The organism is Azospirillum brasilense (genome assembly GCF_022023855.1).
Classification (GTDB): domain Bacteria; phylum Pseudomonadota; class Alphaproteobacteria; order Azospirillales; family Azospirillaceae; genus Azospirillum; species Azospirillum brasilense_F.
Map to the genome: position 1 here is coordinate 548,103 of NZ_CP059449.1, position 15,953 is coordinate 564,055.

The window sequence follows — 15,953 nt, forward strand, 5'->3', positions numbered from 1 at the left end:
CTCGTCGGTCATCGGGTTGGAATCGGGGTCGAACTGCCGCATGATATACTCCCTGTGCGTCAACGGGTGCTCAGAATAACCGTTGACGCCCGCGAAGTTCCCGCGACAAGGCCGTGACTTCCACCGGATGGGGCCGGGTGGGGGCGAACATTCCCATAAAAAACGGACCGCGCCGGAGGGGCACGGTCCGCTGAGTCGGGAGGGACCCGAAGGGAAAGGGTCAGAAAGGACTTAGGTAGATGGCCGGGCCTCGCCGGTGATGGCCGGTTTTGGCGGCATCTCCTCGGCCAGCGCGCGGTAGGCCAGCCCGCCGAGCAATCCGCCGACCAGTGGCGCCACCCAGAAGGCCCACAGCTGCTGCAGCGCCCAGCCGCCGACGACCAGAGCCGGCCCCGTGCTGCGCGCCGGGTTCACCGAGGTGTTGGTGACCGGGATGCTGATGAGATGGATCAGCGTCAGCGCCAGACCGATGGCCAGCGGCGCGAAGCCCGCGGGCGCCCGCCGGTCGGTGGAGCCCAGGATCACGATCAGGAACATGAAGGTCAGCACCACCTCGATCAACAGGCCGGAGGTGAGGTTGTACGCGCCCGGAGAATGCTCCCCGTACCCGTTGGCGGCCAGCCCCTTGGCGGCCAGCGACCAGTCGGCCTTGCCGGTGGCGATGACGTACAGCACCAGCGCCGCCAGGAAGGCGCCGACCACCTGCGCGATGACGTAGGGCAGGATGTCCTTGGCCGGAAAGCGCCCGCCCGCCCACAGCCCCACCGTGACCGCCGGGTTCAGGTGGCAGCCGGAGATGTGGCCGACCGAATAGGCCATGGTCAGCACCGTCAGCCCGAAGGCCAGGGACACGCCGGTCAGCCCGATCCCGACCTCCGGGAAGGCGGCGGACAGCACGGCGCTGCCGCAGCCACCGAAAACCAGCCAGAAGGTGCCGAGAAACTCCGCGCTCGTGCGCCGGAACATCGACATGTCACCACCTCGTCGGGCTTGCCGCATTTCCGCCTTTTTTTTGCGCCCCCGGACGGGCCTGCGCCAGCGGACGGGCGTAAGATACCGTTGCGTACGCGGACTTGACGCGCCGCAAGGCGCGTACATGCTAGGGCTGATCCGCCTTATCATCTCAGGCCCAACCACATCAGGACCGACGATGCGCCGAGCTCTCGCTGCCGCCCGGACGACCGCTTTCTTGGCTCTCCTTGCGCTGACGGCGCCAATCCAGGCGAACGGGACCCAGGCGCAGACAGTCACCGTCTCCGCCCTGAAGCAGTTCGGCGAGCCGGAGTTCAAGCCGGGCTTCGCCCATTTCCCGCACGCCAACCCGGAGGCCCCCAAGGGCGGACAGATCACCCTGGCTGCGCAGGGCAGCTTCGACAGCCTGAACCCGATCATCCTGCGCGGCGTCACCCCGCGCACGCTGGGGCTGATCGCCGATTCGCTGATGGTCGGCTCCGGCTGGGAGATGGACGCGGCCTACGGGTCGCTGGCGGGGTCGGTGGAATTGCCCGACGACAAGGGCTGGGCCGTCTTCCACCTGCGCCGGGAGGCGCGCTGGCACGACGGCGTGCCGGTCACCGCCGGCGACGTGGTCTTCGCCTGGGACTCCATCCAGGCGCACGGCAACCCCTTCCTGAAATCCTTCCTCGACCGCGTCGCCGCGGTGGAGGCGCTGGACGAGCACCGGCTGAAGATCACCCTGAAGACCACCGGGGAGATGAAGCCGATCATCGACTTCGCCACCAGCATCGCCCCCCAGCCCGAGCACTGGTGGACCGCCAACGGACGTGACATCTCCAAGACGACGTTGGAGCCGGTGCTGGGCAGCGGCCCCTACCGCATCAAGGCCGTCGATCCGGGCCGCTCCATCACCTACGAGCGGGTGGCTGACTGGTGGGGCCGCGACCTGCCGACGGCGCGCGGCTTCTACAACTTCGACACGGTCAAGGTCGATTACTACCGCGACGACGACGTGATGTTCGAGGCCTTCAAGGCCGGCGCCTACGACTTCCGCACCGAGCATCGGGCGCAGCGCTGGACCACCGGCTACGACTTCCCCGCGGCAAAGGACGGCCGGGTGAACCGCGTGGAGGTGAAGAGCGACCTGCCGCTGGGCGCCCAGGGCTTCCGCTTGAACACCCGCCGCGCCAAGTTCGCCGACCCGCGGGTGCGCGAGGCGCTGGGCTATCTGTTCGACTTCGAATGGATTCAGAAGAACATCCTGTACGGTCAGTATCTCCGCACCACCTCCAACTTCCCCAACTCCGACTTCGGCGCCAAGGGGCCGCCGACGCCGGAGGAGCTGGCCCTGCTGGAGCCATTCCGCGCCCAATTGCCAGAGCGGGTCTTCACCACCCCCTTCGAGCCGCCGAAGACCGACGGCAGCGGCAACAACCGCAACAACCTGCGCGAGGCCATGCGCCTGTTCCGCGAGGCCGGGTGGGAGCTGAAGAACGGCCGGATGACCAGCGCCAGGACCGGCGAGGTGCTGAGCATCGAGTTCCTCGACGGCACCGGCGCGCTGACCCGCGTGATCCAGCCCTATGTGGAGGCGCTGCGCAAGGCGGGCATCGACGCGGTCCTGCGGGTGGTCGATACCGCCCAGTTCCAGGCGCGCACCGACGAGTTCGACTTCGACGTGGTGGTGGCGAACTTCAACTTCTTCACCCCGCCGGGAACCGAACTGCGCAGCTATTTCGGCTCCGCCGCCGCGGACGTCCGGGGATCGGCCAACTACGCCGGCATCAAGGAACCGGCGGCCGACGCGATGATCGAAAAGGCGCTGGCGGCGAAGGATCTGGCGTCGGTCCAGGCGGCGACCCGCGCGCTCGACCGTGTGCTGCTGTGGGGCTTCTACATGGTGCCGCACTGGTACAACCCGGACAACTGGATCGCCCACCGGACGACGCTCGGCTTCCCGGAGAAGACGCCGAAATACGATCTGGGCTTCCGCAACAGCGGCTTCCCCGAGGCGTGGTGGGTGAAGCCCTGATCGCCTGTTTAGCCCCTTAAAGCCGAGGCTCCGCCTTGATTGTGCCACAAGGGAGACCCTACCTTACCGGAAACAAAAAGGACCGAGAGGGGCATGAGGAAGACCGGTAAAGCGATCCTGGCCGCGGTCATGTGCCTGTATCTGGCGGAACCCTTCGCCACGGCCTGCGCGCAGACCAGCCCGGAAACCGCGGGGCACGCCGTCACGGCCCATGGGACGCCCAAATACGGGCCGGATTTCCAGCACTTCGACTATGTCAACCCCGACGCCCCCAAAGGCGGCGAAATCAAGCTGGCGACTTACGGCAGCTTCGACAGCCTGAACCCCTTCATCTTGCGCGGGTCGACCGCCGCCGGGGCCAGCCTGCCCTTCGACACGCTGACGGTGGAGAGCGGGGACGAGGTGCTGACCCGCTACGGGCTGCTCGCCGAGACCATCACCGTCGCCGAGGACCGGAGCTGGGTGCGCTTCACGCTGCGCCCGCAGGCGCGCTTCCACGACGGCGCCCCGGTGACCGCCGAGGACGTGGTGTGGAGCTTCGAGACGCTGCGCGACAAGGGCCACCCGCTCTACCGCACCTACTACGCCGACGTGGTGAAGGCCGAGAAGACGGGCGAGCGCGCGGTCACCTTCACCTTCCGGGACGGCGGCAACCCCGAGCTGCCGGTCATCATGGGCCAGTTGCCGGTGCTGCCGAAGCATGTGTTCGAAGGAAACGGCTCCGGGGTGCGCGACTTCGCCAGCACCACGCTGGACCCCATCGTCGGCAGCGGCCCCTACCGGATCGTCGAGGTGCAGCCCGGCCGCTCCCTCGTCTTCGAGCGGGTGACGGACTGGTGGGCCAAGGACCTGCCGGTCAACCGCGGGCGCTACAACTTCGACCGCATCCGCTTCGACTATTACCGCGACCTCGACGTGGTGTTCGAAGCCTTCAAAGCCGGGGCCATCGATTTCCGGGTGGAGCATTCGTCGAAGAACTGGGTGACCGGGTACGACGTGCCCGCGGTCCGCGACGGCCACATCGTCCGCGAGGAGATCAGGCACCAGGACCCGCAGGGCATGCAGGCCTTCGTCTTCAACAGCCGCCGCCCGGTCTTCGCCGACCGCAAGGTGCGCGAGGCGCTGAATTACCTGTTCGACTACGAATGGACGCGGGCGAACCTGTCCTACGGGTTGTTCCAGCGCACCAAGAGCTTCTTCTCCAACTCCGAACTGGCCTCCACCGGCCTGCCCTCGCCGGAGGAGTTGAAACTGCTGGAGCCCTTCCGCGGCAAGGTGCCGGAGGAGGTCTTCACCAAGCCCTTCGAGCCGCCACAGACCGACGGGTCCGGCAACATCCGCCCGAACCTGCGCACGGCGCTGTCCTTGCTCAAGGAGGCCGGGTGGGAGTTGAAGGGCAACAAGCTGCTCAACGCGAAGACCGGCAAGCCGATGCGCTTCGAGATCCTGCTGGTGCAGCCGGACATGGACCGCATCGTCCAGCCCTTCGTCCGCAACCTGGAGCGCGCCGGGATCGAGGCGGCCATCCGCGTGGTGGACACCGCCCAGTACCAGAACCGGATCGACCGCTACGATTTCGACATGGTCATCCAGCGCATCCTGCAATCGACCTCGCCTGGCAACGAGCAGCGCGACTACTGGCAGGCGGCCCGCGCCGACCAGCCGGGCAGCCGCAATCTGGCCGGCATCAAGGACCCGGTGGTGGACGCGCTGATCGACCGGGTGATCCAGGCCCCCGACCGCGAGAGCCTGATCACGGCGACCCGCGCGCTCGACCGCGTGCTGCTGTGGGGCTGGTACGTCATCCCGCAATGGCACGACGACGTGCGGCGCGTCGCCTATTGGAACCGTTTCTCCCATCCGGCGGTTGCGCCCAAATACGGCTTGGCCTTCACCGACACCTGGTGGGTCGATCCCGACAAGAACGCGAAGCTCGCCAATACGGCCCGCCGCGCGGCTCCCTGAGACGGTTGGACTAGGAAAGGCGAACCCGCGCGATGCTGGCCTACATCATCCGCCGTCTGCTGCTGATCATCCCGACCCTGTTCGGGATCATGGTCATCAACTTCCTGATCGTGCAGATCGCCCCCGGCGGTCCCATCGAGCAAATGATCGCCCGCGTCCAGGGCACCGCGGTGGAGGCGACCGCCCGCATCGGCGGCACCGGCGGCGGCGAGACCGGCGGCCCGGCGGCGCAGCAGGCCCAGGGCGGCGACACCGGCAGCCGCTACCGCGGCGCCCAGGGGCTGGACCCGGAATTCATCAAGCAGCTCGAGAAGGAGTTCGGCTTCGACAAGCCGCTGCACGAGCGCTTCATCCACATGATGTCGAATTACCTGATGTTCGACTTCGGCAAGAGCTACTTCCGCGACCGCAGCGTCGTCGATCTGGTGATCGAGAAGATGCCGGTGTCGATCTCGCTGGGCATCTGGACGACGCTGATCGTCTATCTGGTGTCGATCCCGCTGGGCATCGCCAAGGCGGTGCGCGACGGCCAGCCCTTCGACGTCTGGACCTCCGGCGTGGTCATCGTCGGCTACGCCATCCCCAGCTTCCTGTTCGCCGTGCTGCTGATCGTCGTCTTCGCCGGCGGGCGCTATTTCGACCTGTTCCCGCTGAGGGGGCTGGTATCGGACAATTGGGCGAGCCTGCCCTGGTGGCAACAGATCCTCGACTACATGTGGCACATGGTTCTGCCGGTGCTGTCGATGGTGATCGGCGGCTTCGCCGGGCTGACCATGCTGACCAAGAACTCCTTCCTGGAGGAGATCAACAAGCAGTATGTCGTCACCGCCCGCGCCAAGGGGCTGGCGGAGCGGCGGGTGCTCTACGGCCACATCTTCCGCAACGCCATGCTGATCGTCATCGCCGGCTTCCCCGGCGCCTTCATCGGCATCCTGTTCACCGGCGCGTTGCTGATCGAGGTGATCTTCTCGCTGGACGGGCTGGGGCTGCTGGGCTTCGAGGCGGCGATCAACCGCGACTATCCGGTGATGTTCGGCACGCTCTATTTCTTCACGCTGCTGGGGCTCATCATGAACCTCGTCGGCGACGTGACCTATGTCGCCGTCGATCCCCGCATCGACTTCGAAGCGCGGAGGGTGTGATGGGAAGCTTTGCGCTTTCGACGCATGCTCCCTCTCCCCTCTGGGGAGAGGGTTGGGGTGAGGGGGGGTGCGCATTTGCCGTACGCACCGCCACGCGCAACCCCCTCACCCTCCCCTCTCCCCAGAGGGGAGAGGGCAAATGCCCGTCGGGGGGACCGCCCATGACCGGCGACCGTTTCCTCGGCTTCCGCGTCACGCCCCTCACCCGGCGGCGGCTGGCGAATTTCCGGGCGAACCGGCGGGGGGCTTCTGGTCCTTCTGGATCTTCCTGGTGCTGTTCACCCTGTCGCTGGGCGCGGAGTTCATCGCCAACGACCGCCCGTTGCTCATCAAATACGACAACGCGCTCTATTGGCCCGTCTTCACCGCCTATCCGGAGACCACCTTCGGCGGCGAGTTCGAGACGGAGACCGACTACCGCGACCCCTATGTCCGCCAGCTGATCGAGGAGAAGGGCTGGATCGTCTGGCCGTTGATCCCCTACGGCTACCGCACCATCAACTACAATCTGCCGGTCCCCGCCCCGGCCCCGCCGTCCGCCGACAACTGGCTGGGCACCGACGACCAGGGGCGCGACGTGACGGCGCGGCTGATCTACGGCTTCCGCATCTCCGTGTTGTTCGGGCTGGTACTGACCGCCTTCTCCTCGGTCGTCGGCATCATGGCGGGGGCGGTCCAGGGCTATTTCGGCGGCATCACCGACCTGCTGTTCCAGCGCTTCATCGAGATCTGGCAGGGCCTGCCCACCCTGTTCCTGCTCATCATCCTGTCCAGCGTGGTGACGCCGAACTTCTGGTGGCTTCTCGGGCTGCTGCTGCTGTTCTCCTGGACCTCGCTGGTCCATGTGGTGCGGGCGGAGTTCCTGCGGGCGCGCAACTTCGACTATGTGCGCGCCGCCCGCGCGTTGGGCGCCACCGACGCGACGATCATGGTGCGCCACGTGCTGCCCAACGCGATGGTGGCGACGCTGACCTTCCTGCCCTTCATCCTGAACGGCTCGATCACCACCCTGACGGCGCTCGACTTCCTGGGCTTCGGCCTGCCCCCCGGCTCCCCCTCGCTGGGCGAACTGCTGGCCCAGGGCAAGGCAAACCTCCAGGCGCCCTGGCTGGGGCTGACCGCCTTCTTCGTGCTGGCGATCATGCTGAGCCTGCTGATCTTCATCGGCGAGGCGGTGCGCGACGCCTTCGATCCGCGCAAGACCATCGGCCAGCTCTCCACCGCCACCGGAACCGCCAACGAGGCGGGCGCGGTGGCGCAGAAGGCTGCGGAATGATGCCCCCCACGACCACCATCCCAAGAAGGCGGAACCGCCCATGACCGACATGACGACCAATGGGACCGACGATCTCCTCCAGGTCCGCAACCTCCATGTCGAGTTCCGCTCGGGCGGCGGGGCGATGCACGCGGTGAAGGGCGTGTCGTTCGACATCGCCAAGGGGGAGACCCTGGCGCTGGTCGGCGAGTCCGGGTCGGGCAAGTCGGTCACCGCCCTGTCGATCCTGCAACTGCTCCCCTACCCCATGGCCCGCCACCCGCATGGCTCCATCCGCTTCCGCGGTACTGAGCTGGTGGGGGCGGAGGAGAAGGTGCTGCGCAACGTGCGCGGCGACCGCATCGCCATGATCTTCCAGGAGCCGATGACCTCGCTGAATCCGCTCCACAGCATCGAGCGGCAGATCAACGAGACGCTGTTCCTGCACAAGGGCCTGTCCCGCGCCGCCGCGCGCAAGCGCACGCTGGAGCTGCTGCGGCTGGTCGGGCTGCCCAACCCGGAAAAGCGCCTGAACGCCTACCCGCACGAGCTGTCGGGCGGCCAGCGCCAGCGCGTGATGATCGCCATGGCGCTCGCCAACGAGCCCGACCTGCTGATCGCCGACGAGCCGACCACCGCGCTGGACGTCACCATCCAGGCGCAGATCCTGGAGCTGCTCAAGGACCTCCAGCGCCGCTTCGGCATGGCGCTGCTGCATCACCCACGATCTGGGCGTGGTGCGCAAGATGGCCGACCGGGTCTGCGTGATGAACCAGGGCGAGATCGTCGAGCAGGCCGAGGTGGCCGACATCTTCGCCCGCCCGCAACACCCCTTACACGCGCAAGCTCCTGGCCGCGGAGCCGAAGGGCGACCCGCTGACCCCGCCCGCCGACGCGCCGGAGATCATGGCCGCCGACAACCTCAAGGTCTGGTTCCCCATCAAGAAGGGCCTGCTGCGCCGCACCGTCGACCACGTCCGCGCCGTCGATGGCGTGTCGGTCAACGTGCGGCAGGGGCACACGGTCGGGGTGGTCGGCGAGTCCGGGTCCGGCAAGACGACGCTCGGCCTCGCCCTGCTGCGCCTGCACGCCAGCGAGGGGGCGATCCGCTTCGACGGCAAGGACATCCAGGGCTGGCAGGCGAAGAAGCTGCGCGGGCTGCGGCGGGAGATGCAGGTGGTCTTCCAGGACCCCTACGGCAGCCTGTCACCCCGCCTGTCCGTCGGCCAGATCATCGGCGAGGGGCTGACAATCCACGGCATCGGTTCCGGCGCCGAACGCGACGCCATGGTGGCGAAGGCGCTGGAGGAGGTGGGGCTCGACCCGTCCAGCCGCCACCGCTACCCGCACGAGTTCTCCGGCGGCCAACGCCAGCGCATCGCCATCGCCCGCGCCCTGGTGCTGAAGCCGAAATTCGTCGTCCTGGACGAGCCGACCAGCGCGCTCGACATGTCGGTGCAGGCGCAGATCGTCGACCTGCTGCGCGATATCCAGGCGCGCAACAACCTCGCCTACCTCTTCATCAGCCACGACCTGCGGGTGGTGCGGGCGCTCAGCAGCCACGTCATCGTCATGAAGGACGGCAAGGTGGTGGAGCAGGGACCCACCCGCCGCATCTTCGAGGAGCCGCGGGAGGAGTACACCCGCGCTCTGCTCGCCGCCGCGCTGAACCTGGAAGCCGTCAAGTCCGACGCCGTGCGGATGTAGCGCAATCGCTTTCGATGTCCCCTCTCCCCTCTGGGGAGAGGGTTAGGGTGAGGGGGTTGCGCTTTTGCCGGACGCACCGCCACGCCCATCCCCCTCACCGGCCCTACGGGCCACCCTCTCCCCAGAGGGGAGAGGGCTATAAGGGTCGAATGCGATTGCCTTGGCTCCGCGGGCGCTTCGCCTTCGTGTTGCCGGGCGATGCCTTCGGCTGTTCCCGTCCCGGCACCGTCACCTCGCGCCATTGGCCGGGCGCCAGACCGTCCAGCGTCCAGTCGCCGATGGACCAGCGGATCAGCCGCAGGGTCGGGAAGCCGACCGCGGCGGTCATGCGGCGCACCTGCCGGTTCCGCCCCTCCCGCAGGGTCAGGGCGATCCAACTCGTCGGGATGGCGGCGCGGAAGCGCACGGGCGGGTCGCGCGGCCACAGGCCGTCCGGCTCCTCCATCCGGCGGGCCTCGGCGGGCAGGGTCGGCCCGTCGTTGAGCGTCACCCCGTCGCACAGGCGCTGCAACGCCTCCTCGGTCGGGACACCCTCCACCTGTACCCAGTAGGTCTTCGGCAGCTTGTGCTTGGGCGAGGCGATGCGGGCGATCAGCGCGCCGTCGTCGCTCAGCGCCAGCAGCCCCTCGCTGTCGCGGTCCAGCCGCCCGGCGGCGTAGACTCCCTTCACCGGCACATGGTCGGCCAGCGTCGGACGCCCCTGCTCATCGGTAAACTGGGGCAGCACGCCATAGGGCTTGTTCAGCAGGATCAGACGGGGCACGGTTGGCTCGAACGGGTTTGAGACGAAGAACGACAACATTACAGGGGTTTGCACCGTGACGCTGCTTTTCTGCTCCACCACCGACCGCTCCGACCGCTGGCTGAGCGAGCTGGACGCCCGCCTGCCCGGGCTGGAGGTGCGGGTGTGGCCCGAGATGGGGGACCCGGCAGACATCGAGATGGCGCTGGTGTGGAAGCCGCCGCACGGGCTGCTCGCCACCCTGCCGAACCTGAAGCTGATCGTGTCGCTGGGCGCCGGGGTGGAATCGCTGCTGCTGGATCCGACCCTGCCCGAGGTGCCGCTGGTCCGCATGGTGTCGGAGGGGCTGACGGTGGACATGGCCGCCTATGTGGCGCTCCAGGTGCTGCGCTGGCACCGGCTTCTCGACGAGTACAAGGCGCTCCAGCAAGCCGGGCGGTGGGAGCCGCTGGACCCCTGCCCGGCGTCGGAGGTGAACGTCGGCATCCTGGGCCTGGGCGAGCTGGGCATGGCCTCGGCCAAGACGCTGCTGAGCATGGACTACCGCGTGCTGGGCTGGAGCCGGACGCCGAAGACGCTGCCGGGGGTGGAGAGCTTTTCCGGACCCGACGGGCTGGCGGCGATGCTCGGGCAGTGCAACCTGCTGGTCTGCCTGCTGCCGCTGACGGCGGAAACGCGCGGCCTGCTGAACCGCAAGCTGTTCGCCGCCCTGCCCAAGGGGGCGGTGGTTGTCAACGCCGCGCGCGGCGGCCATCTGGTGGAGGACGATCTGCTGGCGGCGCTGGAGAGCGGGCACATCGCCGGGGCCAGCCTGGACGTGTTCGCGGAGGAGCCGCTGCCCGCCGGCCATCCCTTCTGGACGCACCCGAAGGTGCATGTGACGCCGCACGTCGCCGCCGTCACTCACCCGTCGCGCTCCGCCGCGGTGGTGGCCGAGGCGATCACCGCCTTCCGTGAGGGGCGCCCTCTGCCGAACCTCGTGGACCGCAGCCAGGGCTACTGAAAACGGCAGCCGGTCAGGCGGGCACCGCCACAGGATTAGAGGCGCTCAACTGCGCCTCCAGCCGCGCTTTGGCGGAGGCGGCCACCTCCTCCTCGGCACGGATGACCGCCATGTCCTCCGGTGCCACGGCCCCCGCCGCGACGACCAGCTCGGCGAAGTCGGACAGGAAGACGCTGCCCTTCACGGTGCGCTGGACGAGCACGCTGCGCTTGTCCTCGACGTCGCGCTTGCGCTTGATGAAGCCGAGCAGCGACAGCCGGTCGAGCGCGCGGGTCACCGCGGGCTTGGAGATGTTCAGCGCCGCCGCCAGCCCGCGCACGGTGTGCGGCGGATCGGTCAGATAAACCTGGAGCATGATGGCCATCTGCCGCGCCGACAGGTCCGGCCCGTCCTGCCGGACGCTGGCGATCAGAGCCGTCCGCCACAGGCCGAGCGCTTTCAGGTTCCGTGCCATGTTTTCCCCCCGCGTGCCGCGTCCCTTGCCCCGAAGGCCCCCGCATTCGGAACGCGCGGCGAAGGAGTGTCCCCCAACCCGGCCCGGACAGGCAAGCGTTTCGCAACCGGATCGATCGGTCAGGGTGTCGCGGGAGCGGGCAAGTCCGCGAAGCGGGAGGGTGGGGGTTCCTCGTCGGTAGCCCGCTCAGTAGATCAACTCGTTCTCGCCGCTGCCTTCGGAGATGACGATTTCGCCGCGGGCGGCCAGATCCTTGGCGAGCTGGACCATGTACATCTGGGATTCGTCCACCTCGCGGACGCGGACCGGCCCCATGGCGGCCATGTCCTCGCGCAGGATCTTCGCCGCGCGTTCGGACATGTTGGAGAAGAACAGGTCCTTCAGCGTCTCCGACGCGCCCTTCAGGGCGGTGGCGAGCTTCTGCTTGTCGACGCTGCGCAGCAGGGCCTGGACGCCGGAGGGGTCGAGCTTGGACAGGTCCTCGAAGGTGAACATCAGCGACTTGATGCGCTCGGCGCTGTCGCGGTTGCGTTCCTCCAGGGCGGCCATGAAGCGGTGCTCGGTCGTGCGGTCCAGGCCGTTGAAGATTTCCGCCAGCATCTCGTGGCTGTCGCGGCGGCTGGTGCGGGCGAGGTTGGTCATGAACTCGGTGCGCAGCGTGCGCTCCACGTCGTCCAGAACCTCCTTCTGCACGGCCTCCATGCGCAGCATGCGCATGATGACCTCCATCGCGAAGCTCTCCGGCAACTGGGTCAGCACGCGGCCGGCGTGTTCCGGGCGGATCTTCGACAGAACCACCGCCACGGTCTGCGGGTATTCGTTCTTCAGGTAGTTGGACAGGACCGATTCGTTGACGTTGGCCAGCTTGTCCCACATGGTGCGGCCGGCGGGACCGCGGATCTCCTCCATGATGGAGTCGACCTTGTCCTTGGGCAGCGTCTTCAGCAGCAGGCGTTCGGTGGAGTCGAAGGAGCCGACCAGCGAGCCGGTGGCCGACATCTGCTCCGCGAATTCGACGAACAGGCGCTCGATCAGGTTGGCGGAGACGGTGCCAAGGTTCGCCATCACCTGCGACAGCTCCTTGATCTCCTCGTCGTCCATCATCGCGAACAGCTTGGACGAATGCTCCTCGCCCAGCGCCAGCATCAGGATGGCCGCCTTCTCCGGACCGGTGAGGGTGCGATAATCCTCACGAACCTTCAGCGCCATGTATCCGCCTCCAAAAACCCGGCCGGCACCCGAGTCCACCGGTCCTACCCGAAGGTTTTAGTCCTTTCCGAATCGGCACGCCACCCCCGCGACGCCCGCGGGGGTGACAATTTTAACCATATGCCGCTTGTTGAACCGCTCTGTCACCCGAACCGCTTGGCGATGACGGCATAGGCCGCGCGCAGGCCCAGCGCCTCGCCGCCTTCCGGGCGTCCGGGGCGGGCGCCGCTGTTCCAGGCGAAGGTGTCGAGATGCGCCCAGGGCGTGTCCTTCGACACGAACTCCTGAAGGAACAGCCCGGCGGTGATCGCCCCGGCCATGCCGTTGCTGGTCACGTTGTTGAGGTCGGCCACCTTGCTGTCCAGCCCCTTGCGGTAGGGCGCCCACAGCGGCAGGCGCCACAGCGGGTCGCTCTGCTCCTCGCCGGCGGCCAGCAGGTCGTTGGCGAGGGCGTCGTCGTTGGCGAACAGCGCCGGCAGGTCCGGCCCCAGCGCGACGCGGGCGGCCCCGGTCAGGGTGGCGAAGTCGATCAGCAGGGCGGGCTTCTCCGAATCCGCCTCGGCCAGCGCGTCGCACAGGATCAGCCGGCCCTCGGCGTCGGTGTTGCCGACCTCCACGCTCAAGCCCTTGCGCGTCTTCAGCACGTCCATCGGCTTGAAGGCGTTGCCGGAGATCACGTTCTCCACCGCCGGGATCAGAACGCGCAGCCGCACCGGCAACCCCGCCATCATCACCATGCGGCCCAGCGCCAGCGCGTGCGCCGCCCCGCCCATGTCCTTCTTCATCAGCAGCATGCCCGACGACGGTTTGATGTCCAGGCCGCCGCTGTCGAAGCAGACGCCCTTGCCGACGATGGTCACTTTCGGGTGCGTCGGGTTGCCCCAGCGCAGGTCGATCAGCCGCGGCGCGCGCGGGCTGGCCCGACCCACCGCGTGGATGGCCGGATAGTCGCGGTCGAGCAGCCCGTCGCCGACGATGACGTCCAGCCCCGCCTCGAACTCCGACGCCAGCGCGGCGGCGGCAGCGGCCAACTCCGCCGGGCCGAGGTCGTTGGCCGGCGTGTTCACGAGGTCGCGCAGCAAATAGGTCGCGGTGGCGGTGCGCTGCACCTCGCCCTGGTCGGCGTGCTTCGGCCAGACGAGGTTGGCGAAGGACTTCTCCGATGCCTTGTAACGCCCGAAGCGGTAGCTGCCGAGCGCCCAGCCCAGCGCCAGACGGGTGGCGGCGCGGCGGTCGAGCGCGGCGTCCACCGCCTCGTCCAGCTGGTAGTTCCCCGGCGGCAGGCCAGCGGGCAGCCCGGCGAGGCCCCACAGGTCATCCAGCGCCGACACGCCGGCCAGCACGCGGGCGACCGCCCCGCCCTCCCCTGGCAGGAACGCGGTGGAACCGGCTTCCGCCGTGAAGTTCACGGCCTTCACCCAGGCCGCGGTGGCGGGCGGCTGGCCTTCCAGCCATGTGGCGAGGCCGGCCTTGTTCAGCGGGGTGATGGTCACGGTGCCGGGGCCGGCCGTGGCGAGCAGGGTAGCGAGCAAGGCGGGCGTCCTTCGTCAGGAAACGGAAACAGTGATGGAAAGCATGGCGCGCCGGGGCGCCCCTGAAAAGGGGGATTGCGTGCCGGCTTGCCGCAAGGTCGCGGGACAGGCATGCTCCGCCCCCCTCCTTTCGCGACCGAGGCGCACCCATGGACGACCTGACCCTGGTCATCGGCAACAAGGCCTTCTCCTCCTGGTCCCTGCGGCCCTGGCTGGCGCTGAAGCGGACCGGCCGGCCCTTCCGGGAGATCGTCATCCCGTTGCGCCAGCCCGACACCGCCGCCCGCATCGCCGAGCATTCGCCCTCCGGCCGGGTGCCCTGTCTGCGGCACGGCGACCGGGTGATCTGGGACTCGCTGGCGATCTGCGAGTATCTGGCGGAGACCTTTCCCGAGGCTACCCTCTGGCCGGCGGACGCCCACGCCCGCGCGGTGGCGCGGTCGGTCGCGACGGAGATGCATTCGGGCTTTGTCGCCCTGCGCACCCACATGTCCATGGACCTCAAGGCCTTCCGCCCCGGCGTGGGCCGCAACGCCGAGAGCGAGGCCGACATCGCCCGCGTCTTCGCCCTGTGGCGCGACGCGCGGTCCCGCTTCGGGGCGGGCGGCCCCTTCCTGTTCGGCGATTTCTCCATTGCCGATGCCATGTACGCGCCGGTGGTGACGCGCCTCCTCACCTACGGGGTGGAGATGGACGGGCTGTGCGGCGACTACGCGCGGGCGGTGATGGAGCTGCCGGCCATGGCGGAATGGGTGGCCGCCGCCAAGGCGGAGCCCTGGGACCTCTACGCGGACGAGCGCGACCCGCAATAGGACCCGGAATAGGGCGTTAGGGCGTCGCCCCGCCGGTCGGTTCGTTGGCGGCGTTGCCGATCAGCCCGACCTCGCGGTAGTAGCGCTCGGCGCCCGGATGCAGCGGGACCGAGACGTTGGCGACCGCTTTGGTGGCGTCGAAGCTGCGCCCCTTGGGATGGCCCTCGATCAGCAGGCGGCGGGTGTTCTCGTGCCACAGCGCCTTGGTGACGCCGTGGATCAGGGCGGGGTCGCGGTCGGCGCGGACCAGCAGCTCCGCCCCTACCCCCAGCGTGTGGATCTCCGGCACGCCGGGGTAGGTGTCGGCGGGAATGGTCTGGTCCATGTAGAAGCGCTGGCGGATGCGCAGCCCGTCGGCGATCTCGCCGTCGATCGGGATCAGGCGGATCGGCTCGCGATTCGCCACGTCGGTGACCGCCGCCACCGGGAAGCCGCCGACCATGAAGAAGGCGTCCAGCTCCTTCTTGGCCAGCCGGTCCGCCGCCGTGCCGGGCTTCAGGTAGGCCGGGGGCCGCAGCTCCGCCTCCTTCACGCCGAAGGCGTCGAGGATCGCCCGCGCCTCCACCAGCACGCCGGAGCCCTCCTCCCCCAGCGAAACGGCCTTGCCCTTGAGGTCGGCCACGCCGTGCAGGTCGCTGTCGGCGCGCACGACGAGCTGGATCGCTTCCGCGTAGAGCATGCCGATGGAGCGCAGCCCCTCGAAGGGCGCCTTGCCGTGGAAGATGCCGGAGCCGGTGTAGGCCCAATAGGCGATGTCGGCCTGGGACATCCCGGCCTCGACCGCGCCGGAGCGCAGCAGCTCGATGTTCTCCACCGAGCCGAGCGTCGCCTGCGCCACCGCGATCAGACCCGGCACGCCGCAGCTTCCCCCGCGGTCGCAGGGGCGCGAGCCGGGCGGGTTGGAGATGGCGTTGGCGATCAGCCCGCCGATCGGGAAATAGGTGCCCGACGTGGTGCCCGTGCCGATCCGGAAATAGCGGATGTCCTGCGCCTCGGCACCCCGCGGCAGCAGGCCGAGCAGAGCGGCCCCCGCGACACCGGCCAGGAGATGGCGGCGGCTGGGAAGACCTTGGGAGGAAAGGCGGGGGTTGGCTCCTGCGCGCGGCACCGGCGGGTCCACCTTTCCTGCTGGCCAGCCGTCCC

The 15,953-nt window shown here is 68.6% G+C and carries 11 protein-coding genes and 2 pseudogenes; 7 read left to right on the top strand and 6 right to left on the bottom strand.

Going from position 1 to position 15,953, the window contains the following annotated elements; genetic code table 11:
* Positions 1-231 precede the first annotated feature (231 nt).
* Positions 232-972: an aquaporin Z gene (aqpZ, locus tag H1Q64_RS02585; RefSeq protein WP_119510096.1), complete on the bottom strand. Its 741-nt coding sequence runs from the start codon at positions 970-972 to the stop codon at positions 232-234.
* A gap of 217 nt (positions 973-1,189) precedes the next feature.
* On the opposite strand from aqpZ, the gene H1Q64_RS02590 reads away from it, so the two are divergent.
* The 5 genes and pseudogenes from H1Q64_RS02590 (at position 1,190) to H1Q64_RS02610 (ending at position 9,058) form a co-directional block, all read left to right on the top strand.
* Positions 1,190-2,989 carry an extracellular solute-binding protein gene (locus H1Q64_RS02590; protein ID WP_237904256.1) on the top strand — a complete coding sequence of 600 codons (1,800 nt, stop codon included), beginning with the start codon at positions 1,190-1,192 and terminating at the stop codon, positions 2,987-2,989.
* 93 nt (positions 2,990-3,082) lie between these two features.
* Positions 3,083-4,954: an extracellular solute-binding protein gene (locus H1Q64_RS02595; RefSeq protein WP_237904257.1), complete on the top strand. Its 1,872-nt coding sequence runs from the start codon at positions 3,083-3,085 to the stop codon at positions 4,952-4,954.
* Positions 4,955-4,986: 32 nt separating this feature from the next.
* A complete protein-coding gene (locus H1Q64_RS02600; RefSeq protein WP_038526163.1) occupies positions 4,987-6,096 on the top strand; it encodes a microcin C ABC transporter permease YejB in 1,110 nt (369 codons plus the stop codon).
* 161 nt (positions 6,097-6,257) lie between these two features.
* Positions 6,258-7,372, top strand: a pseudogene (locus H1Q64_RS02605) (ABC transporter permease).
* A 49-nt stretch (positions 7,373-7,421) separates the two neighbouring features.
* Positions 7,422-9,058, top strand: a pseudogene (locus tag H1Q64_RS02610) (ABC transporter ATP-binding protein).
* Between the two features lie 136 nt (positions 9,059-9,194).
* Here the strand turns inward: H1Q64_RS02610 and H1Q64_RS02615 are convergent.
* Positions 9,195-9,821, bottom strand: coding sequence for a pseudouridine synthase (locus H1Q64_RS02615; RefSeq protein ID WP_237904258.1), 627 nt, complete (start codon positions 9,819-9,821; stop codon positions 9,195-9,197).
* 55 nt (positions 9,822-9,876) lie between these two features.
* Between H1Q64_RS02615 and H1Q64_RS02620 the strand changes: the two genes are divergently transcribed.
* Positions 9,877-10,803 carry a 2-hydroxyacid dehydrogenase gene (locus H1Q64_RS02620; protein WP_237904259.1) on the top strand — a complete coding sequence of 309 codons (927 nt, stop codon included), beginning with the start codon at positions 9,877-9,879 and terminating at the stop codon, positions 10,801-10,803.
* Between the two features lie 13 nt (positions 10,804-10,816).
* On the opposite strand, the gene H1Q64_RS02625 is transcribed toward H1Q64_RS02620, so the two are convergent.
* The 3 genes from H1Q64_RS02625 to H1Q64_RS02635 all read right to left on the bottom strand — a co-directional run bounded on the left by H1Q64_RS02625 (position 10,817) and on the right by H1Q64_RS02635 (position 13,998).
* A complete protein-coding gene (locus H1Q64_RS02625; protein ID WP_237904260.1) occupies positions 10,817-11,257 on the bottom strand; it encodes a MarR family transcriptional regulator in 441 nt (146 codons plus the stop codon).
* Between the two features lie 186 nt (positions 11,258-11,443).
* Positions 11,444-12,466, bottom strand: coding sequence for a flagellar motor switch protein FliG (fliG, locus tag H1Q64_RS02630; RefSeq protein ID WP_014239388.1), 1,023 nt, complete (start codon positions 12,464-12,466; stop codon positions 11,444-11,446).
* Positions 12,467-12,609: 143 nt separating this feature from the next.
* Positions 12,610-13,998 carry a leucyl aminopeptidase family protein gene (locus H1Q64_RS02635; RefSeq protein ID WP_237904261.1) on the bottom strand — a complete coding sequence of 463 codons (1,389 nt, stop codon included), beginning with the start codon at positions 13,996-13,998 and terminating at the stop codon, positions 12,610-12,612.
* 149 nt (positions 13,999-14,147) lie between these two features.
* Between H1Q64_RS02635 and H1Q64_RS02640 the strand changes: the two genes are divergently transcribed.
* Complete coding sequence (locus H1Q64_RS02640; protein WP_237904262.1) at positions 14,148-14,810, top strand: glutathione S-transferase family protein; 663 nt, start codon at positions 14,148-14,150, stop codon at positions 14,808-14,810.
* A 16-nt stretch (positions 14,811-14,826) separates the two neighbouring features.
* Here the strand turns inward: H1Q64_RS02640 and H1Q64_RS02645 are convergent, their stop codons facing one another.
* Complete coding sequence (locus H1Q64_RS02645; protein WP_237904263.1) at positions 14,827-15,918, bottom strand: TAXI family TRAP transporter solute-binding subunit; 1,092 nt, start codon at positions 15,916-15,918, stop codon at positions 14,827-14,829.
* Positions 15,919-15,953: the final 35 nt, after the last annotated feature.